This is a genomic window from Nostoc sp. DSM 114161 (genome assembly GCF_052692665.1).
The window spans coordinates 4,148,038-4,170,308 of the sequence record NZ_CP195141.1 but is presented as its reverse complement, the minus strand read 5'-3'; the positions used below and the strand labels follow the sequence as shown (position 1 = coordinate 4,170,308).

At 41.0% G+C, this 22,271-nt stretch carries 18 protein-coding genes and 2 pseudogenes; 12 read left to right on the top strand and 8 right to left on the bottom strand.

Annotation, left to right across the window (positions count from 1 at the left end):
* Positions 1-82: 82 nt before the first annotated feature.
* Both ubiE and NSTC745_RS18120 read right to left on the bottom strand, forming a co-directional pair.
* Positions 83-778, bottom strand: a complete 696-nt coding sequence (ubiE, locus tag NSTC745_RS18125) for a bifunctional demethylmenaquinone methyltransferase/2-methoxy-6-polyprenyl-1,4-benzoquinol methylase UbiE (RefSeq protein ID WP_445638384.1) — start codon at positions 776-778, stop codon at positions 83-85.
* Positions 779-895: 117 nt separating this feature from the next.
* Positions 896-1,852: a response regulator gene (locus NSTC745_RS18120; RefSeq protein WP_445638383.1), complete on the bottom strand. Its 957-nt coding sequence runs from the start codon at positions 1,850-1,852 to the stop codon at positions 896-898.
* Between the two features lie 282 nt (positions 1,853-2,134).
* On the opposite strand from NSTC745_RS18120, the gene NSTC745_RS18115 reads away from it, so the two are divergent.
* The 4 genes from NSTC745_RS18115 to NSTC745_RS18100 all read left to right on the top strand — a co-directional run bounded on the left by NSTC745_RS18115 (position 2,135) and on the right by NSTC745_RS18100 (position 5,608).
* Positions 2,135-3,220 (top strand): RuBisCO accumulation factor 1, encoded by a 1,086-nt coding sequence (locus tag NSTC745_RS18115; protein WP_445638382.1) that lies wholly within the window; start codon positions 2,135-2,137, stop codon positions 3,218-3,220.
* A gap of 53 nt (positions 3,221-3,273) precedes the next feature.
* Positions 3,274-3,621 (top strand): hypothetical protein, encoded by a 348-nt coding sequence (locus NSTC745_RS18110; protein ID WP_445638381.1) that lies wholly within the window; start codon positions 3,274-3,276, stop codon positions 3,619-3,621.
* Positions 3,622-3,632: 11 nt separating this feature from the next.
* Positions 3,633-4,319 (top strand): DUF6745 domain-containing protein, encoded by a 687-nt coding sequence (locus NSTC745_RS18105; RefSeq protein ID WP_445638380.1) that lies wholly within the window; start codon positions 3,633-3,635, stop codon positions 4,317-4,319.
* 521 nt (positions 4,320-4,840) lie between these two features.
* Entirely contained in the window at positions 4,841-5,608 is a 768-nt protein-coding gene (locus NSTC745_RS18100; protein WP_445638379.1) for an SDR family NAD(P)-dependent oxidoreductase, read from the top strand.
* Positions 5,609-5,652: 44 nt separating this feature from the next.
* On the opposite strand, the gene NSTC745_RS18095 is transcribed toward NSTC745_RS18100, so the two are convergent.
* Positions 5,653-5,787, bottom strand: coding sequence for a hypothetical protein (locus tag NSTC745_RS18095; protein WP_445638378.1), 135 nt, complete (start codon positions 5,785-5,787; stop codon positions 5,653-5,655).
* A 305-nt stretch (positions 5,788-6,092) separates the two neighbouring features.
* On the opposite strand from NSTC745_RS18095, the pseudogene cheB reads away from it, so the two are divergent.
* The 3 genes and pseudogenes from cheB (at position 6,093) to NSTC745_RS18080 (ending at position 7,606) form a co-directional block, all read left to right on the top strand.
* A pseudogene (cheB, locus tag NSTC745_RS18090) lies at positions 6,093-6,981 on the top strand (chemotaxis-specific protein-glutamate methyltransferase CheB).
* A gap of 29 nt (positions 6,982-7,010) precedes the next feature.
* Complete coding sequence (locus NSTC745_RS18085; RefSeq protein ID WP_445638377.1) at positions 7,011-7,427, top strand: response regulator; 417 nt, start codon at positions 7,011-7,013, stop codon at positions 7,425-7,427.
* 47 nt (positions 7,428-7,474) lie between these two features.
* Complete coding sequence (locus tag NSTC745_RS18080) at positions 7,475-7,606, top strand: hypothetical protein (protein ID WP_445638376.1); 132 nt, start codon at positions 7,475-7,477, stop codon at positions 7,604-7,606.
* Positions 7,607-7,637: 31 nt separating this feature from the next.
* On the opposite strand, the gene NSTC745_RS18075 is transcribed toward NSTC745_RS18080, so the two are convergent.
* Both NSTC745_RS18075 and NSTC745_RS18070 read right to left on the bottom strand, forming a co-directional pair.
* Entirely contained in the window at positions 7,638-7,856 is a 219-nt protein-coding gene (locus tag NSTC745_RS18075) for an IS4/Tn5 family transposase DNA-binding protein (protein ID WP_445638375.1), read from the bottom strand.
* A gap of 76 nt (positions 7,857-7,932) precedes the next feature.
* Entirely contained in the window at positions 7,933-8,448 is a 516-nt protein-coding gene (locus tag NSTC745_RS18070; RefSeq protein WP_445638374.1) for a sterol desaturase family protein, read from the bottom strand.
* A gap of 161 nt (positions 8,449-8,609) precedes the next feature.
* Between NSTC745_RS18070 and NSTC745_RS18065 the strand changes: the two genes are divergently transcribed.
* Both NSTC745_RS18065 and NSTC745_RS18060 read left to right on the top strand, forming a co-directional pair.
* Positions 8,610-10,436: a fatty acyl-AMP ligase gene (locus NSTC745_RS18065; protein ID WP_445638373.1), complete on the top strand. Its 1,827-nt coding sequence runs from the start codon at positions 8,610-8,612 to the stop codon at positions 10,434-10,436.
* Positions 10,437-10,475: 39 nt separating this feature from the next.
* On the top strand, positions 10,476-11,762 hold the full coding sequence (locus NSTC745_RS18060) for a hypothetical protein (protein WP_445638372.1): 1,287 nt from the start codon (positions 10,476-10,478) through the stop codon (positions 11,760-11,762).
* Positions 11,763-11,962: 200 nt separating this feature from the next.
* Here the strand turns inward: NSTC745_RS18060 and NSTC745_RS18055 are convergent, their stop codons facing one another.
* From NSTC745_RS18055 to NSTC745_RS18045, 3 genes and pseudogenes are all read right to left on the bottom strand, one after another.
* Positions 11,963-13,117 (bottom strand): glycosyltransferase, encoded by a 1,155-nt coding sequence (locus NSTC745_RS18055; RefSeq protein ID WP_445638371.1) that lies wholly within the window; start codon positions 13,115-13,117, stop codon positions 11,963-11,965.
* 379 nt (positions 13,118-13,496) lie between these two features.
* A pseudogene (locus tag NSTC745_RS18050) lies at positions 13,497-15,920 on the bottom strand (beta strand repeat-containing protein); the annotation flags it as partial.
* A gap of 693 nt (positions 15,921-16,613) precedes the next feature.
* Entirely contained in the window at positions 16,614-20,024 is a 3,411-nt protein-coding gene (locus tag NSTC745_RS18045) for an aminotransferase class I/II-fold pyridoxal phosphate-dependent enzyme (RefSeq protein ID WP_445638370.1), read from the bottom strand.
* Between the two features lie 425 nt (positions 20,025-20,449).
* On the opposite strand from NSTC745_RS18045, the gene NSTC745_RS18040 reads away from it, so the two are divergent.
* The 3 genes from NSTC745_RS18040 (at position 20,450) to NSTC745_RS18030 (ending at position 21,903) form a co-directional block, all read left to right on the top strand.
* Complete coding sequence (locus NSTC745_RS18040) at positions 20,450-20,596, top strand: hypothetical protein (protein WP_445638369.1); 147 nt, start codon at positions 20,450-20,452, stop codon at positions 20,594-20,596.
* Positions 20,597-20,602: 6 nt separating this feature from the next.
* Positions 20,603-20,755, top strand: coding sequence for a DUF5995 family protein (locus NSTC745_RS18035; RefSeq protein WP_445638368.1), 153 nt, complete (start codon positions 20,603-20,605; stop codon positions 20,753-20,755).
* Positions 20,756-20,982: 227 nt separating this feature from the next.
* Positions 20,983-21,903, top strand: coding sequence for a DUF928 domain-containing protein (locus NSTC745_RS18030; RefSeq protein WP_445638367.1), 921 nt, complete (start codon positions 20,983-20,985; stop codon positions 21,901-21,903).
* The last annotated feature ends 368 nt before the right edge of the window (positions 21,904-22,271 follow it).

Below are 22,271 nucleotides of genomic sequence, written 5' to 3'. Positions count from 1 at the left end.
TAAGAATTAAGAGTTAGGAATGATAAGTTGTCAATGAGAATTTATCATTACTCATAATTCATAAGTTTTAATTCCTAACTCTTCAGTCATTTTTCTTGACTACTAGCACTCCCATCATACCGTTCGCAATGGGGTAGTGTGTGGCAGCCCCAAAACCAACTTGATGAGCTAACTCTACTTGCTTTTTGCCAATGGGAAAGCGGTCTAAGCTGGGACTGATGTAAGCATATTCTTCCTTTAAGCCCAAATAATCAGCAACCGGCACGACAAAATTGTCTAGATACCACTGCTGAAAACCGCGTAGCTGAGGATTACTCGGTCGATGAAAGTCTAAAATCGCAGCTTTAGCACCCGGCTTTAGGACACGGTATAACTCTTGCAGACTGCGGGAAATATCTTTAACATTTCTTAAACCATAGCCCATTGTTGCGGCGTCAAATTGATTATCGTCGAAGGGCAAATTTAGCACGTCAGCTTCCACCCAGGCGATAACAGGTCGGGGGTACTGCTTTTGCGAGCGTTCTTTAGCAGTTTCTAGCAGGTTTGGTGAAAAGTCCACTCCATAGACTTGTCCTGTTGCTCCCACGCGCCGAGCCAAACGTAAAGCTAAATCACCGCTACCGCAACACAAATCAAGTGCAGTATCACCAGATTTAGCCGCACTCCATTTCACTGCCATTTCTTTCCAGATTCGGTGTTGTCCCAGGCTCAACCAATCGTTCAACTGGTCATAAACTGGAGCAATGCGGTTAAAAATGGACTGAATTTCGTTAGTCATTGGGTATGGGGCATGGGGCATGGGGAATTGGGCATTGGGCATTGGGCATTGGGCATTGGGCACTGGAGATTAGTTTTCACAAATGACTAATGACTAATGACTAATGACTAATGACAACTACACAATGCTTTGATGACAGCGACTACTAGTTAGAGCGATCGCTACCAGTTGCGTTGATAAATCAATCAGCTTTAATTCATCTTCTCGCAAAATGCACGGTTGTTTCCACTGTAGTGATAATACGCCCAAAAGTTGATTCCGGTAGCTAATCGGCATCACTAAATGTGCTTGCACTCCTGAGTTTTGGTAGTGAACAGCATCATTTAATTTGCTGTCTTTCGGTATATTCAAGGAAAGTTGGATTTTTCCTGTGGCGATCGCTTCTTGGGTGAGCGGGTCTTGGGAAAGCCAATTTTCTACTGTCCTTGTATCGCTGTAATTTCCTTGACTTGCACTCAGATTATGTCCATCTATAAGTTGTAGAATACAGCCTTGGGTACCAAAAGTTTCAGAAAAAGCTCTAGCAATTGGGCTAAGAGTTTCTTCTAAGCTAGAAGCTGCTTGAGTCACCTGCACCAAAACACTCAGCAGTGCCATTTGAGCGTGGGCGCGGCGTAACTCTTCTGTACGCTGCTTGAGCAAGTCGTAGGTTTCGGCTGCTCTTTGGACTACCGCTTTGAGTTCTCCTGGGTCCCAAGGCTTGGTAATATATTTGTAGACTTGTCCGGCATTAATCGCTTCTACCAAGTCTTCAATATCAGTAAATCCCGTGAGAATTATCCTGACTGTATCGGGAAACTGAGGTACCGTCTTGCTAAGAAATTCAGTTCCTTTCATTTCTGGCATCCGTTGATCGGAGATAATCACAGCTACCTCGCCTTCCGCTGCCAAAACTTGGAGGGCGTTTACCCCACTATCAGCTTTCAAAACATTAAAATCGCGTCGAAAAGTGCGATAAAGCAGATCGAGATTATCTGGCTCATCGTCAACCACGAGAATTTTCAGTTTTTTGGGTCGTTCAAGAGTCATCACTTGATACTGGATTTTCTCAATTTCGAGGCTAGGATTATCCATAAGATATTTTCCTTAAATATTTGGTTATCTTGTTATATTCCATACCAAGCTTAATCGAGAAGAGCAGTATTTTGTCATGGGTTATTACGGAGTAAAATCATATTTTTAGACACATTTAATTGTTCAGCACGAGAAAAATTGCTGGCTGAAATATCTTGGCGATGGCGTTGAACTGAGCACAAATAAACCCAATACATTAGCTGTGGGCAGTTCATAGATTAGAATAAAACTTGCTCATGAGGTATTAATCAACCTCTCAAGTTGAAGCTCACACACCGATTTATGACTGATCTACCGCCCAACACTCAGAATTCCGAAAATACTACCAACGACGATGCAGCACAATTACTGCAAAAGTTGAGGCAAAAGCAAGGTAACTGGGTGGAATGGGGAACAGCGATCGCCTCCTTGCAGAAAACTGGCTACAATCCCCAAGAAATTTTTGAAGCCACTGGATTTGAGCCGATTCAACAAAATCAGGTGATTGTTGGTTCTCAAGTTTACAATTCTTTAGAAAAATTTGGAGCTTCCGAAGCCACGCGATCGCACTACAGCACGCGTGGTAGTGATATTTTATACGAATTACGTTTGCTCACCCAAGAAGAACGCGCCACAGCAGCCGAACTGATCTACGTTCACAAACTCGATGCTGATGAAGCGCGGGAAGTTGCCAAAGCAGTTAAAGAATTTTCTTATTTGCGTACTTTGCCAGAAGGATTTTCTAATCATCCTGGGGATGCAGTTGCCTATCAAAGTTGGAAACTAGCACGGCAAAACTCAGATTTACAGGAGCGATCGCGCTTAATAGCCAAAGGTTTGCGTTTCGCTCACACACCAGCAGCCAGGAAACAAATCGAACAATTACTGACTGATTTTACCACCGTTCCCAAGCGTCCGGCTCCAATTTTACCCTTTTATCGCTTGGAATCAGAAGAACAATTGCCTCGAATGGTGCCAGTGGTAGGCGAGTTGCCATTATCAGGACAAGATTTACAGGCTGTGCCCGTAATTACCGAAATTGAACCATTTCGCATGGTCAAGTTTGCTGGCGAACAAGCTTGGGTGCCGTTACCGGGTTGGCAAGTACTGTTAGCAGCAGAAGATCCAGTCGCGATATTAGCTTCTAGCGATCGCTTATCTAACCAACCCCAAACTCGGATAGAATCAGTACTAGTAGTAGTAGATCGCGCCCAGCGACAATGGGATGCTTCCAACTACTTTGTCGTTGAAAATGCTGGTGAATTAGATTTTCAATGGTTTGAAACGGAGCCAGAAATTCCTCTACTAGGAAGAATCATTATTATTGTGCGTCCTAAGAAAATTCTCGATGAAGAATTAACGAAAGATTCATGGCAAATTGACGAATAAAGTCATTGGTCATTAGCAAAGAACTAATGGCCAAATTCTTGTATAATAAGGGTATGGTAAATAACCGTAATAACACCCAAACTAACCAAGCTGGTATGCTCTACAGACATGGTGACGTTCTGCTCAGAAGAATTGCTAGCTTACCAGTAGGCGCTCAAAAAAGTGTAGGTGCGACTTTGGCTCATGGTGAACTCACAGGACACAGCCATCGCATTCAGCAATCCCAATCCCATGCTGTTCAGTTGTGGGTAAATGGTAACGACCTTTTTCTTGAGGTTAAAGAACCAACTGCTACCTTAGTTCATGAAGAACATCGGGCGATCGAATTACCCCAAGGGCTTTACCGCGTTTGGAGACAACGTGAATACCGCCCTGAAGCTTACGTAGAGGTTGCGGACTAATGCTGAAGATAATGTCAAATGGGCGCGTGCCGAATAGACCAGTTAAGCAGCGTCCACAGCAAAGCCACGAGCCTGTATCAGCCCAAAGTGCAAGAAAGCTCATCCTTGAGCATCGCGCATGGGATGGAATGCGGGTTTTAGGTCATCTGGATTTAAGCGGTGCGTTGGAACTTTACGATTTACCCGAAAATCTCACCTGTGAAAGTCTGGATATTAGCGATTGCGCGAACCTTACGACCCTTGCCAAAGGCCTCCATGTCACCCATTGGATTGAGTTAGCTGGGAGTGGAATTACCAGTTTACCTGAAGGGCATGGTTTCGTCTTGCGCTGGCGAGGCGTGCAGGTGAGTGATGCCATTGCTTTTGCATCTGACTCCATAACTGGGCAAGATATTCTCAACACAGAGAACGTTGAGTTACGCCGCGTACTGATTGAGCGGCTGGGCTACGAGAGATTTTTGCAGCAAGTAGGAGGCTTAGTCCGTCATCGAGATAGAGATGCGGGTGGAGAACGTCAACTTATCTGCATTCCTTTTGAGGATGACGAGCCATTTATGGTGTTGAAAGTCAGCTGTCCATCTACCGGACACACTCATATCCTACGCGTTCCCCCATATATGCAAACTTGTCATCAAGCCGCTGCTTGGGTTGCAGGTTTTGATAATCCAAATGATTATAATCCGGCGATCGAGGCGTAATATCAATTTTGGATTTTTTGAAATATTGCAAGATAGTTTCTTGGAAAAATCAATCCAATAAATAGTTAGGCGTCACTACCCGCCTTTGCCTTTGCTGAGTTTGGGGTCGTTATGCCGCTGATTTCTCAGCATTTAACAGCAAGGGGACTTGTTAGCTCAGTGCATACCTTACGGATTATGAGATATAGAACTTAGTACAGATAATAATTGATATTTTCGATTCAAGAAGTGGGAGCAGAAGATTCTCGCACAAATTCCAGCTGATTTATCTGTGTTTTATGGATACCGTTTCCTTTGCTATTGGTGTGCTTCTCTAGTAATGCTACTAGTTGTTGGCATTCGTTGAGATAATGGTGTGCTGGAGTATCTTGGTTACCATACTGGCTTTTGGAGTGATTTGCTCATTCGCTGATTATGATTTTGGAGGATTAGGCAATAATATACAATTTTTGTGCATTTAAAACTTTGGTTTTCAATCATATTATGAACGCAGTTCGAGGAAATAATCAAAAAATAAGGCAATGATGCAAACTCAGACAAAAATCGCATTAGTTACAGGAGCAAGCAGAGGTCTTGGCAAAAATATTGCTTTGGCTCTGGCGAGAATGGGGATTGGTATCATCTTGACGTATCATAACAACGAAGAGTCAGCCAAAAGTGTCGTATCTTCCATTGAAGAAATTGGTGGTAAAGCTTTTGCACTGCAACTCGATACTTCAAACATTAAAGCCTTTGATGGTTTTGTAGAGCAAGTCAAACAAGTACTCCAAAACAAATGGCAGACAGAGCATTTTGATTTCCTGATTAATAATGCGGGTATTGGTATTTATGCCTCTTTTGCAGATACAACTGAGGAAGATTTTGACCGATTAATGAATATTCATGTCAAAGGTGTTTTCTTCCTGACACAGAAACTTCTGCCTTTGCTCAACGATGGAGGAAGGATTGTGAATATTTCTTCTGGTCTTGCCCGTTTTTCTCTGCCGGGCTATGCGGCTTATGCAACCATGAAGGGGGCTGTAGAAGTTTTAACCCGATATCTAGCAAAGGAACTTGGTCAAAGACAAATTGCCGTGAATGTGGTAGCCCCTGGCGCGATTGAAACGGATTTTGCTGATGGTGCTGTGCGTGACAATCCAGAAATTAACAACTTCATTGCTTCGCAAACTGCCTTGGGTCGTGTCGGATTACCTGATGATATTGGAGGTGCGATCGCCGCTTTGCTATCTGAAGGAAACAGATGGGTGAATGGTCAAAGAATAGAAGTCTCTGGTGGGATGTTTCTTTAACTTGTAGCAATTTGAATAGAAAGGAAAATAAACATGTTAAACGTTCAAAACAAAGTCATCGTCATCACAGGAGCTAGTAGCGGTTCAATGCCTGTAGAAAAAAATTTCCCCATTGTCCGATAGCTACCGCGTTCCCCTGTCCAACGGGCAATTTCCCTCATCCTGACTCGACCACTCATAGCTAACATTGTCAGGATGAAGGAGTTTTTTTCTCTCTTTGTATGAAACCACCCTGCTTCTTAGATCTCAAATGGGTTCTATAGTTTGGCGCATCTTCATCCAGAATTGGTATAAGAAGTAATATATTTTGTTATAACGATAGAAATTTGCTCGAAGCTTGTATATTCTCTATTAGCTAATCTATGAAAATTGCCATTGTTAATGATACAACAAATGCTCTAAATACACTACGGCGTATCATCCAAAATGTACCTAAATATCAATTAATTTGGACTGCCAATAATGGTCAAGAAGCCATTACAAAATGTCAGAAAAAATGCCCAATCTAATATTAATGGGTTTGCTAATGCCTGTGATGGATGGGGTAGAAGCAACCCAGCATATTATGAAATATTCCCCTACAGCAATTCTCATTGTCACTAGAAGTACAGAAGATAATATTTCTCAAGTTTATGCAGCAATGGGTTATGGTGCTTTAGATGTTGCTGATATTCCGGTGATGGATACAGACAATTTTTTAGAAATGAGTGACAAATTACTAGATAAAATAGCGAGAATCGCCAAATTAACTAAAAATAGTTCTCCAGCCAGTGACATCAAGTTAGAACATCAAAATAAACTATTTACATCCACGCAATTAGTAGCGATTGGTGCTTCAACTGGTGGCCCAAAAGCATTAGCTACGATTTTATCAAAACTGCCTACTAATTTTAATGCTGCTATTGCGATTATTCAGCACGTTGATAGCCATTTTTCTAGCGGTTTTGCCGATTGGTTAAACCAACAAACACCTTTACCTGTAAGATTAGCAGTAGTAGGCGATCGCTTACAAAAAGGCACAGTTTTAGTAGCAGGAACCAACGATCATCTTTGTTTAAAACCAGATTTAACTTTAGCTTATACTAAAAATCCTATTGATTACCCTTATCGTCCTTCTGTAGATGTATTTTTTCACAGTCTTGCTCAATTGGGAAAAAAAAGGAACGGCAATTTTACTAACAGGGATGGGTAAAGATGGTGCAGAAGGATTAAATGCCTTAAAACTCCAAGGTTGGCATACTATTGCCCAAAATCAAGAAAGTTGTATTGTTTATGGAATGCCCAAAGCTGCTATAGAATTGAATGCTGCTGTTCAGGTATTATCTTTGGAATCTATAAGAGCGAATTTATTACAAACTTTTGCTAGTAAATAATACATGGGTTTGAATTTGTATTACCTTCTATGGAAGAAAAAATTATAGTTTTATTAATAGACGATCAATCCATCATCTGTGAAGCTATTCAGCGAATGCTAAAACCGGAAGATGATATCATTTTTCACTACTGTAACGACCCCACGAAGTCGCTCAAATTCGTGAAAGAATGTCAGCCTACAGTCATTGTTCAAGACTTAGTAATGCCGCAGATGGAAGGTTTACTATTAGTAAAAATTCTGCGTTGCCAAGATGCTATCACTGTCAATATTCCCCTGATTGTTCTTTCTAGTAAAGAAGAACCAACTATTAAAGCTAAAGCATTTGAATTAGGGGCAAATGACTACTTGGTAAAACTGCCAAACGCACTAGAATTGATAGCTCGCATTCGTTACCATTCCAAAGCTTATATTAACTTTCTCAAACGACAAGAAGCAGAGGCTTGATTTAAAGCAGAAATCATAAAGGAAATTTTGAACAGGCAAAAGTTTATTTGTCAAAAGTTTTAAGCGTCAATTCTGCTGACAAAACTGCTGATTTATATCTGAGTCGAGTGAATTATCTTTTACAATCAGATAATATTCTAGAGAAATGGGATGGTGTTTGGCGTTTTACTGAGAAGTAAGTAATTATTTTTGTGTTTGGCGATCGCGCGGTTAGAGCGGACTATTAGAGAACTGGCAAACATTGCCCGTCTGCATACTGAAGCACTCCGGGCAGCTCAGAGAGGGGGAGCAACGCGATGCTTGCGGGTTAGCAGCTATGGCTGCACCAATAGCGATCGCTCTTTGTGTACGACGAGTATCCCCTAATTCGGCATCTCCCCATTGCTCAACTGCCCAAGCATTGAGGTCTGTGTAATTTTCTAACTTCATACTCTGACTTTATTACACCCCAATTCCACTTTAAAAGATGTTGGTAATGACAAGCCCTTTAATCCCCTGCCTCCTATCACCACCAACGGATTTGTAAATATCCACGCTCCTCAGGGTGCAACTGGCTCTCAGTCTGCCAATTCACAAGTTTATAGGTTCTAAAAATTCGATCCCACCAGTCAACACCAATACCAAAGTTGTGATGCCATTGGTGATGTTCGTGATGAACATAGTGAACTGGCATAGTTAACCAGAAACATAGTTTGGGATTATCGTGTTGAAGTTGATGGGCGTAAGCTGCAAATACGGCATAACTTAAACATCCAATTACCCAACTAATTTGAATGTACGAGTTTGCCCCAATTCGGTCGAGAACTAAAATCGTCAACAATAGTATCGGCAAACCGCCAAGGACATAATCTCGAAGTTCTTTCACTACACCCTGTCCTGTTCCGTCTGCATGGTGATCGACGTGAAATTGGCAAGTTTTAGGGAATTTATGCATCAGGCGATGACTCCAGTATTCGCCTAGACTGGCTACCAGAAAGCCTGCTATCAAAGCGGTTATGATTTGTGTAATATTAATCAACATATTTTTTACAGAATTTTCTTTCTTTAAACACCCATATCATTCCGAAATAGTCGTGGAGGCAGGTAATAGGCAATAGGCAATAGATTTTTTCACAAATCATTTAGGAGTGCGATCGCAATCGATTATTATTATTTTGCTCTGCACTTTATCATAAGATTTTTGTGACAGTGTTATCCTCTTCGTTCAAATCTCTCATAGATCTTCTCGCCGATCGCGCCGAAAAACAACCAGGCGATCGAGCTTTCACTTTTCTCAAAGATGGAGAAATTGAGTCCGGTTTCCTTACCTATCAAGACTTAGATCGACAAGCTCGTGCTATTGCTGCTAGTCTCGAATCTGTTACTTCAGTTGGCGACCGCATTTTATTAGTTTATCCTTTCAAAGCTTGTCTGGAGTTTGTTGCAGCTTTGTTTGGCTGCTTTTATGCTGGGGCGATCGCCATACCCACAAGACCGCCTCAAAATGCCGAAGAATGGGCAGATTTTGGCTTTCGCGTCCAAGAATGTCAAGTGAGTTTTGCTCTCACAACTAGCGCACTGGTAAATAAGTTAGAAAATTCATGGTCAGAGTGGTTGACTCAATCGCCAAATTATGCGGCAGAAAACAAAAATTTGTCTTGGATAGCCAGCGATGGAATTAACTTGAATGACGCCTGCAACTGGGAGAAACGAGAAATCGATGACGATGCGATCGCTTATTTTCAATACACTTCTGGTTCTACAGGCATTCCCAAAGCAGTCACAATTACCCACAGCAATGTGTTAGAAAACTGCGCCAATTTTCAACGCAAATTTCCTCATTTGGAATTTCGGGCAGTGAATTGGCTGCCTTTAACTCATGATATGGGTTTAGTTGCTGCCATTATGCAAACCCTTTATTCTGGAGGCCATGCTGCTTTAATGACACCAGTAGCAGTGTTTCAAAACCCCAGTCGTTGGCTCAAGGCAATCTCAACCTACAGAGCAACCATCACTGGCGGCCCTAATTTTATGTACGATCTCTGCATCCACAGAGTAAAACCAGAACAAATACCAGATTTGGATTTGAGTAGTTGGGAAATCGCTGGCAATGGGGCAGAACCTATACGGCCTGAAACTCTGGAACAATTTACGGCTTTATTTGCACCTTATGGCTTTCGAGAAGAGGTATTTTATCCTTCTTATGGGATGGCGGAAGCAACTTTGTGGATTTCTGGAGGTGCTTTTAAAAAGCCATCAGCGATTCAGTTTGTAGATGAGCAAGCTTTGTCAGAAAATCGAGTTGTGATGGTACAAGGACAAAGTAGAGCGCGAATGGTGGTGAGTTGCGGTCATCCGTGGCCGGGAAACCGCGCGATAATTGTCAATCCCCAGACTCTGACTCCTTGTTTGCCTGATGGTGTCGGCGAAATTTGGGTACAAGGGCTGGGGCTGAGTCGTAGTTATTGGCATCGGCCCCAAGAAACCGAGCAAACATTCCAGGCTTATTTGTCAGATAGTGGCGATGGGCCTTTTCTAAGAACTGGCGATTTAGGTTTTATTCACAACGACCAATTGTTTATTACTGGTCGTTTCAAAGACATCATGATTTTTTGGGGACGCAATTTTTATCCTCAATTGTTAGAGCAAACTTCAGAAAACAGCCATCCGGCATTATCAGCCAATGCTAGCGCCGCTTTTTCCGTAAATGTGGAAGGAGTAGAAAGACTAGTAATTGTCCAAGAAATCGATCGCCACGCCCTCCGCACATTGAATTCCGAACAGATTGCAGAGATAATTGCTGCTATTCGGCAAGCTATGTTGATGCAGCATTTAGTTGAAGTTTATGCGATCGCTCTATTAAAACCTGCTACTTTGCCCAAAACCTTCAGCGGCAAAGTCCAACGCCGTCGCAGTCGAGACAAGTTTTTAACAGGGACACTACCCTTGATTGAACAATGGATCTGCCCTGCCTCCGAACGATTAGATCCCACCGATTTAACTAGTTTGCCAGGAATCGAAGAAGATTGATTGCAGAATTCATAATTCATAATTCAACCGGGCACCTTCATGTCTGATGCTACCAAAATTAAAATTTTAATTGTCTACGAGCGATCGGGAATGGGTCATGAAGTTATGGCTAATATTCTCGCCAATGAGATTTTACAAAATTCTGATTTTGAAATTCTCACATACACCATAACTGAATTATTGCAAGATCCAGTGAGCGAACTATTAACAAAAACCTGGGTTAGTGCGTGGAATTTTTTAATTGCTCATAACTTGATTTATGTGGCAGATGTACTAATTAATTATCTGATGCGGTTTATTTTGTTGCCCATCGGTGAGGTTAGCTCAGTTGCAGCTATGCACCAAACTTTAGACAAAATTGCACCAAATATTCTCATTTGTACTGCGGATACTGCTGGCAAATCCTTGGGTAGTTGGGCTAAGGAAAAGCAAATTCCCTTTTTTCTTGTAATTACAGATTTAGCTGTTTTTATAGATTTAGTTTCAGCAAATGCTATCCATATTTGCTATTTTCACGAGACTGCGAACGCCGTACAAAGTTTTCCATTCACACTTACCTATTGGGCTGATGAATTAACCTGTTCCAGCAAATTATCCGAGCAAATTAGGTTTATTGGTAAATATTTTTATGATTTTGTGATTTGCTACCAAAAAAATCGAATTTATCGAAATATAGATAGAGATTATCAACCTCAAAATCAGGCTCGTTGCGAGGTAATTGGCCCGTTGCGGGAAGCAAAGCATTTTCAAATTAGAGAACAAAAACAACTGCGCGATCGCTTTGAACTATCCCCTACAGATTCCTGTATTCTCATCATCAGCGGCAGCTTTGGCGGGAATTTTTGTACAAAATATCTCAAATATTTACAAAGCTTATTTTTAGACTCTTTAGTTATAGTTGTGGCTTGTGGGCGAGATGAAAAACTGCGAGTTAAAGTTGAGCAGATAGCCGAACAACAGCAAAATGGTAAAGTGCGATCGCTAGGTTTTGTAGATAATCTCCATGAATGGATGTCTGCTGTAGATATCATTTTAGCTCGTCCTTCAGCAGGCGTTTTATTAGAATCAATGCTAGCCCGCACCCCATTGCTACTTACCAAACAAGCAGCAGCTAACGACCGCGGAACCATCAGCTTTATCGAGAAATATCAATTGGGTGAATGCTTTACAAATGGCCAAGATTTGAAGTTGAAAATAAAGCGGTTATTAGCAGAAAAAGAACAATACCAAAATCGAATTAATGCATTACTGAAAAACTATCCATCTACCTTTGAAGAACAAAAGGAAAATTTGCGTAGAATATTATTGCGATCGCTTGAAGCTTAGATAATATCATGTCCGCATAATTAGTTATGATTTCCACAGTTATTGCACCCCACCCCGGCTTTGCTGAGGCAAAACCTCCCCTGCCCTTGCTAAGGGGAGGGGTTGGGGGTGGGGTAAAACGTATGTGGGATAAGCGTTTGAGCTTAAGTTGACACCAAATTTATCACCAGAATTAAACAAATTTTTAATAACAATAATTTTTATTTTGTGTCAAGAATACGTTGTAAAATATCAGGAATTTCAAATACAGCTTGATTTTGAATAGCCGCAACATTCGCCTTATAGCGAAGCAAATTTTCAGGGTTCAAAAGTTCTTCCACAGCTGAAGCAATATTGCGGAAGCTATTAATTGCCATACCGACTTGTTTTTCTAATATCCACTCAGCATTGTATTTTTCAGTCATAAGTGTTGAAGAATTGCGTTCGACAATGACAGGCAAATTCATCACCATCGCTTCACTAATACTCATAGGCCCTGGTTTGCCAATAAAAAAATCAGCCAAACTCATGAAATATGGCACTTCATCAGTAAAATCTTGCACGTGTTGGCGTAACTTAGTTGGGCGTTCTTGCAATGCTTGTGCAAGTTTTTGATTGGAACCGCACAGAAAAATTAACTGCACGCGATCGCTAATACAATCTAAGGACTTAGCAATATCAAGCATTGTTGCAGAACCTTTCGCCCCAAACAAAACGATTCCCGTTAATCGGTCTTTTTCTAATCCTAAACGCTCTCTTTCAATGTGGCGATCTACTGACATCGGTTGATAGAAACGGGGATGTACAATCATTCCTGAAGTTTGTACAATGTATTCTTCTGAAACACCTAAAGAACGCGCTTGGTTAATGGCGCGATCGGTTCCACAAATCAAGTAACTTTGAATCTTTGGTTCTACCCAAAAATGCGGTGGAATATCTGCAAAGTCAGTCATGATTGTAACCATTGGCGTGTTAGGTTTAACTCGTTGCAGACTCTCCCAAATTGGTAAGTTATAGAGGGGAATTAAAGAAATCACTAAATCGGGGGGAGTTTGCTTTCGCCAATGTTGTTCGCCCAATTTTACCCCAATGGGATGCAACAGCCGAATGAAGAATTTATCAAAAAACATCATCACTGGATGTAGCCATGTCCAATCTGTACCAATCATTTCGTTATAGAGTTCATTACCATCAGAACCGAACAGCTTTTTATAGGGATCTATCGATTCTGATAATTCGCCAATATCTGTAACAGTAATTTGCCAAGGTCGTTTTTGTTGAATAGCGATCGCACTTAAAGCTTTGAGGGTGGCGTAGTGACCTCCACCAGCATTGAGTGTAAAAATATGCAACGAAAAAGTTTTTTCATCACTCATAATTATCAGGATTTGGTATTGGCGTAATTTATGATGTGAAAGTCAGGGTGAATTTTAAAGGATGATATTTAGAATTATTCAGAATGTTATATCATTTCCTGTTAAAAAGTTATATCAAGTTCGGGTGATTACTTATAATAAAATTTATCAATGTAGGTTGGGTTTCGTTCCTCAACCCAACACGCTTATCTAGATTCATGTTGGGTTTCACTGCCGTTCAACCCAACCTACAGATATCATAAGTGTTTAACCGAACCTGATATTACAGCCTATTTCAGCTAAATGAAGTAGGGGCACAACATGTTGTGCCCCTACGATTATCTGTACTTTACTCCTTTACAATCTATTGGATTGCTTAGTGATGGCACGCTAATTTCGATTAAACAACTACAAAATTATTGTTGGTTAGCGACAATCCAGCAGTAACTAAAGCAAATTGTATCTGAGTAAACCCAGATGCACTACCGTCTTGGTCGAAGAACAATGCACCGGTAATATCGTTGTAGATAAATCGCTCAGTGGTAGTAGTTGCAGATGTTCCGATGGTAAACTGATTAGCTTGGAGTGAAGGTATTGACAATCCGCCACTAAAATTAACAGCCGAAACCTGAATCACATCATTAGTCACGTTGAAGTCATAAATAGTATCAACGCCATCATTGACACTATTGAAAGCAAAGGTATCTTTCCCATTCCCTCCATAAAGGGTGTCGTCACTGCTGCCACCTGTGAGAATGTCATTGCCATTACCACCTTTGAGAGTGTTATTTCCTGAGGCAAAAAAGGCACTAAGAGTATCATTGCCATCGCCACCATCGAGGGTGTTATTTCCTGAAGCAAAAAAGGCACTAAGAGTATCATTGCCATCGCCACCATCAAGTAGATTATCACCTTTTGAATAGTCAATCTTTATGGTGTCGTCGCCAGCGCCTCCATTGAGGGTGTTATTTCCTAAGACAGAAAAGTCGTACTCAAAAGGTAATCCGTCAGATGAGGCAGACAGAGTATCATTGCCATTACCACCATTGAGCAGATTATCGCCTGATGAAAAGTCAGCAAGCAAGGAATCGTTACCAACACCACCGTTGAGGGTATTGTTACCAGAGGCGGCAACTGAGAAGTTCTCATATTCAAAGTAGCCAGAGGCACTAAGAGTATCATTCCCATCGCCACCATCAAGCAAATTATTACCTGATGAATAGTCAGCCCGCACGACATCATTACCAAGGCCACCGTTGAGAGTGTTATTGCCAGACGCCAAGCCACCGAAATAATATCCAAAGAAGCCGAAGGATTGCAATTGACCAGAGGTAGAGAGGGAATCATTCCCATTGCCCCCGGAGAGTAGGTTATTGCCTATTGAATCGGATAAAACATCGGCACCAGTACCACCAATGAGAGTATCATTCCCCGCACCCCCTCTCAAAGTGTCGTTGCCACTCTTGCCGTCAATGATGTCATTACCTCCCTGACCATTAATAACATCATCTGAGTTGTCAAAACCTTTGACATTGTTGTTTAGGTCGTTGAGGAAGGTGACTGTGTTTTTTTTAAAGACCGTGCTTTGAGTAGAGTTAGCATCGAAGACATCAAAGCTGTCCGTAATACTAGTTTGCCCGCTAAACAGAATATTGCCGACTTGGGCTAAATTGTCTAGGTTTTCCAGGGCAAAGTTTTGCAGGATGATTTTGGAATTCAACGCTTTTTCAAAACTTATTTCTAAGTTTTGACCATTTTGAGTCAATAAGAGATTTTTGGCAGTGAATATAGAATCTGAATCGTCTGGAAATTGCAAGGTATCCAAAGAGGCGAGGGTCGCAGTTGATGGCTTTGAGCCTTTACCAATGCCACCAAAATTGGCGATAGTAATCGCAGTATAGCCAACATAACCAAACTCCAAAACAAATTTATCCTTGCCGCTGCCACCAGTTATCAATACATCTTCCGCTTGACCATAACGACCAAAATAAGCATAGAATGTGTCATCCCCGTTGCCACCGTTCAAGGTGTCTCCCGCATCGCCAATGAGAACATCATTGCCATCGCCTCCCAAGAGTAAGTTCTTAGTTGTTGTGGAAACATCAAATGTCGTGTAGTAATTATAGTCATAAGCGAGGGTGTCATTTCCAGCGCCACCAATGAGAGTATCATTGCCTTCACCACCCCTCAAAAAGTCATCGCCACTCTTACCGTCAATAATGTCATTACCCCCTTGACCATTGATGACATCATCTGAGTTGTCAAAGCCGTTGACATTGTTGTTTAGGTCATTGAGGAAGGTAACTGTATTCTTGTTGAAGATGGTGGTTCGGGTAGAGTTGGCATCGAAGACATCAAAGCTGTCAGTAATGTTATTTTGCCCATCAAACAGGATATTTCCGACGTTTACGGTAGCTCCGGTAGATTTGCTGAGGTTATCTAGGTTTTCCAAGGCAAAGTTGTTCAGGATAATTGCTGTTGTGGAAAAAGAGTACCCTTCAAACCCAATTTGCAAATTTGTGCCATTTTGAGTCAGGAGCATATTTTTGGCAGTCAACCCAGCGCCAACGAATTTGATGGTATCAACTTTGGCAACCACAGCTGCTGAAGGATTTGTGCCTTTACCTACTCCACCGAAATCAGTGATTGTATCTATGCCGTCACCTTTGTTGAAAACAAATATATCTTTGCCACCGCCACCAGTTAAGAGGTCGTAGCCCCCTTTGCCTGTAATGATATCGTTCCCCCCTAGACCGTTAATCGTGTCGTCGTTCAAGGTGCCTACTAACGTATCATCACCTATGGTTCCAATGATATTTGCCATAACTTTTACCTATCTTGATGGATTTTTTCAGGAACTTCAGTTTTCAAGTTGCTGTTTTTGCTTTCGCGCACAAAAATTAGCCTCAATTTGACGTTTTCAGCATATTTAGGTCAATGTTGAGAAACAGAATATTTATGAAATATTCACCTTTTAGTTGGGTTTTATGTCAATACAGAAACTTCTTCTGTCGAGGCAAAGGAACAGGGAACTCTTGACAGGGAACAGGGTGAAGAAAAAACAGGCTTATCTCAACTGTATTGGGTTTTATGCAGCATTTATCCAAGAATCTGAGATTATCTAGGTCTTAAGCACTGTACAAATTAATCAACGTGTGGATTTAAGACAACGGATTATTTCAAGCTTTTGAATCATTTTTGTTCGGTAGAAATCACGAACAAACATCAAAAAACAAGGTTTAATAATGTCTAAAAACCACCCTTGATATTTTGTTTTGCCAGCGCCTAAATCCCAATACATTGAAAATAAGAAGACTTGACTTTTGAGCATGAAAAAGATTTTTATACCCTTTTTGTGGGTAATTAACCATAAATGTCTATCTTCAAAAGACAGAACAGACAGAATACCTAAATAACCGAGCAATAACCATATATTAATGTATTTACTGAGATATCTTTGTTTACAAGACACATCTTTGCATAGTCTTTACATTAGCCATCAGTAATAATCGCATCTTCATACATCTTCAGTACCCTCTATTGTGTGGGGTACTTGGTTAAATGCCATCGCTAAGGCTGCGATCGCTGTGTTAATCTGTTCTTCTGTGTGCAGACAACTAATAAAAAATCGCAAGCGTGCAGCATGATTAGCCACGGCTGGATAAATCATCGGTTGAACGTTGATCCCTGCTTGAAACAGCAAATGCGAAAGCTGAATGCAGGTTAAGGAATTTCCCACCACAATGGGAATTATTGGAGAATTTTGGCTTGTGGCTGTATTCCAACCCTGAGCTTGAGCAAGTTTTAAAAAGTACTGCGATCGCTGTTGTAATGTTTTGACTCTTGTCGGTTCAGCCTTGAGTAAACGCAAAGCTGCTAAGGCCGCGGCGGTATTTGCTGGGGATAATCCCACACTGTAAACAAAACCAGGCGCAGTGTATTTTAAATAACTCACCAAGGCAACAGACCCGGCAATATATCCCCCACAACTGGCAAAAGCTTTACTGAGGGTTCCCATCCACAAGTCTACATCGGTTGGTTGTATGCCAAAAAACTCAGCAATACCGCGTCCTTGTTCGCCCAGTACGCCAATGGAATGGGCTTCGTCTACCATGAGTAAAGCTTTGTGCCGTTGCTTGAGTTCGATAAATCGGGGTAAATCTGGGATATCGCCATCCATGCTGTAAATGCCTTCAATCACAATCAAAACTCGGCGATAATGTTGACGCTGGTCTTGCAGCATTTCATCTAAAGCTTGCCAATCGTTATGAGGAAAAGGTATGGCTTTTGCACCAGATAAAGCGCACCCTTGCAAAATACTATTGTGGCTGAGGGCATCGTAAAAAATTAAATCCTGGGGATGAAACAAATGTCCAATGGTAGTAACATTAGTTGCATGACCGCTGACATAAACAATGCAGTCTTCTGTGCCAATTAAATCTGCAATTTCTTGTTCTAATTCTCGATGCAGAAGACGTTCGCCGGATGCCAAACGGCTGGCACCGACCGATGTACCGTAGCGATCGATGGCGTCTTTAGCTGCTGCGGAAACTACCGGATCTCCTGATAAGCCCAAATAATTGTAAGTTGAAAAATTAATCAGTGTACGTCCCTGAATTTGAGTGCAATCTCTAGTTAGAGATTCCTGGGTTTGAAAATAAGGATTGGGAATTTCTAAAGCTTGAATGTGGGTTAATCTTTGCTGGAATTGTGTGTATTCGGGAAAGGATTCAAATTGATAGTATTCTGGTGGAATTTGAGTTAAAGTCTGTTGGTTTTGTTTGGTAAGTTCTTTCGCTAAATATTCTGCTAAAGTGGCGATCGCCCCAAATGTTTGCAATGTAGAAATGTTGAGTAAATACCCAGACCAAGCCTCTAGATCTTGGATAAACTTCGCTACTTGCAGAGAATCTAAACCTAATGTTTCAAAAGATTCTTTTTGCTCAATAGATTCTACGGGAATATTCAATTTTGCAGCTAACCATTGAGATATCCAATTTTGAATTGACTCGACATTATACTGCTGGGCATATTTGTTTAAATGAATACGTTGGGGAATATCTGTCGATTCTGAGTTGACAATTGACAAATTACCCGACAAAAAATTCTCACGACAAGCGAAGCGTTGAATCTTGCCACTGGAGGTTTTCGGCAGGGTTCCGGGTTTGATTAATAAAACTCGATAAACTTGTAAATCATGTTCTTGTAACACAAATTGGCGAATCTTTTTGACAACTTCCTGAGTATCCAAATTTCGCAAAAAAGTTCGCTTCACTTCACAAACAACAATTAAGCGTAGGCGTAGCCCGTCGTAGCGAAAAGTTGAGCCAGTGCGTTCCTGTCGCTCTGCGTCGGAAAGCAACTGGCGTGGATCTGAGGAAACCTCCGCTTCAAACTTTTCAAGGCAGACATCGCCTCCATCCATCTCAACAGTAAAGGCGGCACTACTGTGATAAGCTAACGCTGGGTGACTAGTTTCTACTGTTTGTTCAATGTCTTGGGGATAATGATTTCGTCCTCGAATCACTAATAAATCTTTCAGACGACCCGTAACAAATAACCCTGCTTCATTCTCCCAAAATCCTAAATCTCCGGTTCGCAAAAACGGCCCCTCTCCTGTATCGGCTAGATAGGCATGAAATGTTTTCTCAGTTTCCTTGGCTTGGTTCCAATACCCTTGAGCTACACTCTCGCCAGCAACCCAGATTTCTCCTATTTGTCCTGATTCGCACTCAGTTAAGGAAACTGGATTGACAATGGCTACTGTTTGATTAAACCAAGGATGACCGCAACTAACTAATTTCCTGTCATTTTTGCTGGTGTTGTCGGTAACTACTTGGTTTTGCTCTAAAGCCTTGGCGTCGCAAACCTTAATCTTTGGTACTTCGGCTTTCTTGACTCCAGTAACTAACAACGTTGTCTCTGCCATACCATAGCAAGGTTGGAAACTATTAAGGCGAAAACCGTAGGGCGAAAATTGCTTGGTAAAAGACTCTAGAGTTTCGGCGCGAATTGGTTCGGCACCATTGAGGGCAAGTTGCCAACTGCTCAAATCCAGATTTTCTAATTCCTCTGGTCTCATATTCTGCACGCAGAGATCGTAGGCAAAGTTAGGCCCTGCACTCACAGTTACCTTATATTTTGAGATTGCTTTTAGCCAACGTATTGGCTTTTGTAAAAATGCCATCGGTGGCATGATAATTAAAGGAAATCCGCCAGACACAGGTTGCAGTATGCATCCGATTAATCCCATATCGTGGTATGGCGGTAACCAAGAAAATCCAACATCGGGAACATCAGGGCTTTTTTCTAAGAATTGCAGGATGGCAGTGCAGTTGTGGAGCAAATTGCCGTGAGAAACCATGACTCCCTTAGGACTACCAGTTGAACCGGAGGTGTATTGTAGCAATGCTAAAGTATTGGATTCCACCGCTACAGGTCTGAAGTCATCCGTAGAGGTTACTATTTTGTCAGTTAAAACCCAATGCAAGTTTTTAAATGTCGGTTCGTTTGTTCCATATTGCTCGATCGATTGGAACATATCTGCGGTGGTTAATAACAAAGTAGCTTCAGCATCTCGAATAATCCCTTGCAATCTTGATAGTTTTTGATTGCGTTTGGGTGGATAGGCGGGTACAGCAATAATTCCAGCATAGAGACAGGCGAAAAAGCCTGCGATAAAGTCTAATCCAGGGGGATAAAGTAGCAAGGCTCGATCTCCTGGGGAGCAGAGAGATACCAGATGAGCTGCGATCGCCTTTACTCGATCTTCCAATTCCTGGTAACTTAGACGCTGAGTTTCTATTTCACCATCTTGAAGAAAAATGTAAGCTTCCTGATGCGGCTGGTTTTCCACCCGTTGGTGTAACAAATCTATCAGTGTTCTTTCCCGCCCAAAGAGATGAGATTTCGTTTGGAAGTTTACCATCGCGATCGTCACTTTCACAACTTGGTGTCAACAAAAAATAAAACAGGAGCCAGAATTCAGAATACAGAATTCAGAATTCAGAATTCAGAATACTCTATCTATAAAGGGATAAAGTTTTAATCACGAAAAAATATTTAATATTGCTTTTGTCCGCTAGGAGCAAGGTTTTAAACCAATATTCATCATGCATTTGGACTTCAATTCATACTGAATTGTGAATCCTGAGTTCGGAATTTTTCTTAATAATTTTTTACACTTAACAGTTGAAGTTTTGCTAAAGATTGCAATTTTCGTTTTATTTTTGCAAATCTCAAACTTCGCTGAATTTTTGTTTACAATTTTGGCGATCGCTTATCGAACAGTATTGGATATCAGTGATTTAAAATCAAAAATTATACATATACTTGGCAATAATTATCGGGCAAATGCTAGCAAACAATATCGATGAGGCGATGTCTGGGGACAATAACCAGAGCTTCTACGCACTTTTAGATACCATAATTACAGAGGCGAAAATTCAGTGCAGCCGACGAGGTTTCTTTCCTGCGCCCTATCGCCAAGTCACCTTATAAGTAAAAATGAATATTGAGAATGGCTTTTTTGATGATGCTGAAAGAATGGTTAAATTTACTACCAAGTTTGCAATTTTATACTTTGTAACTCTGAATAATTACAGTAATAGCGGTAAAACTACTAAAAGCTGGCAGGCAGCATTTGAAGCTTTGCAATAATCTAAACTGCTGATTTTGCAACATTAACGTAATAATTCACAAGTCAAACAATTTTGGATTTTAAATCTTATTAATTCTGAATTCTAAATTCTTCGCAATTTAAAATTCCTTAACAAAGCTACTTTAACCTGACCACAAAGTAGCACATATAAAGCCTTGCCACTGTCATACTTACGCTATTGTATTATATAAATCCCAGAAATGTACTACAAGTGGATATAGACATAATGAAACATAAATTTTGGGCAAGTTATGTGCTTGCCGCTTTAGCATTTTTACCCCTAGAACCTCTCAGCATGACTCAGGTTTTAGCAACAGAGTCGGTTTATCAACTGGCACAAAACAGAGCTGCTTATACCCAATATATGCAACTTGGTTATAGCGAAACCAAACGAAGAAATTATCGAAAAGCTTTAGGATATTTTCAGCAAGCAGAACGCCTACGTCCTGGAGATAAATATGCTACTGCGGCAATTAGAAATGTTACCAGTTATATTCAACGCGGCAGTGCTAGAAATCGTATTGCCTTTGTTCCAGGCAAACCCGGTAGAGTCAGGTCAGCAGGAACGCGGGGGAGTTGCGTTGAAATTGGACAATCTATCATTCCTTTGACACCAACAGATAAAGAAGCTCAACGAACTACAGCAGAACATCCTACGTTCTATTTCTATATTCCTCAAACTTCTACAAAACCAGAAGCACTAGAATTTGTTTTGCAGGATGATAACAGCAGTGACCCGTTGTATAAAGAAACGTTCAAGCCTGCTGGACAAAACGGTATTGTGAGTGTAACTGTACCTGCTAATAAATCATCTCTACAAATCGGCAAAGAATATAGTTGGACTTTCTCAATGATTTGCGATCTTGCTAACCGCGATAAAGATTCATATACAGAAGGTACAATAGTGCGATCGCAAGATGAAAATCTAGCCCTGCAACTCAAAGAACCAAACACAGATTTGGATCGTGCAGTTTTATTTGCCACAGCTGGATTTTGGGAAGATTCTCTAAGAACTTTAGCTAATTTACGCCGCCAGCGTCCTAACGATCCCGAAGTCCAGAAATACTGGGAAGATTTGTTAAATTCTGTAGACATTAAAGATGTTGTAAATAAGCCTCTATTGCCCTGTTGTACTGCCCAAAGATAAATTAACAATTATCTAAAAACCCGGTTTTCATATCGAAACCGGGTTTTTTAAAGCCTATTTTTAAAGTAAGTATTAAGGTAGGGTATGTTACGCTGGGGGCAAGGGTTTGGGACTTTGAGAGAGTAAAGATTAGCCGCAGGGCATCATGTATTTCGGTGCATTAAGCGTTGCTACGTAGGCTAATGCGATAGACTCTACTATATCAACTAAGGTGCGTTGCGCTTTGCGACAACGCACCCTACTATTGTTTTATGTTTAATTAAGTTGACCTACTTATAAGTGGTGTATAACGGTAATCAGCGATGCATCTGGGTATTTAATTATCGTTAAACTGTAATTTGAGCGATCGTATAAATCTTCTTCAGGAT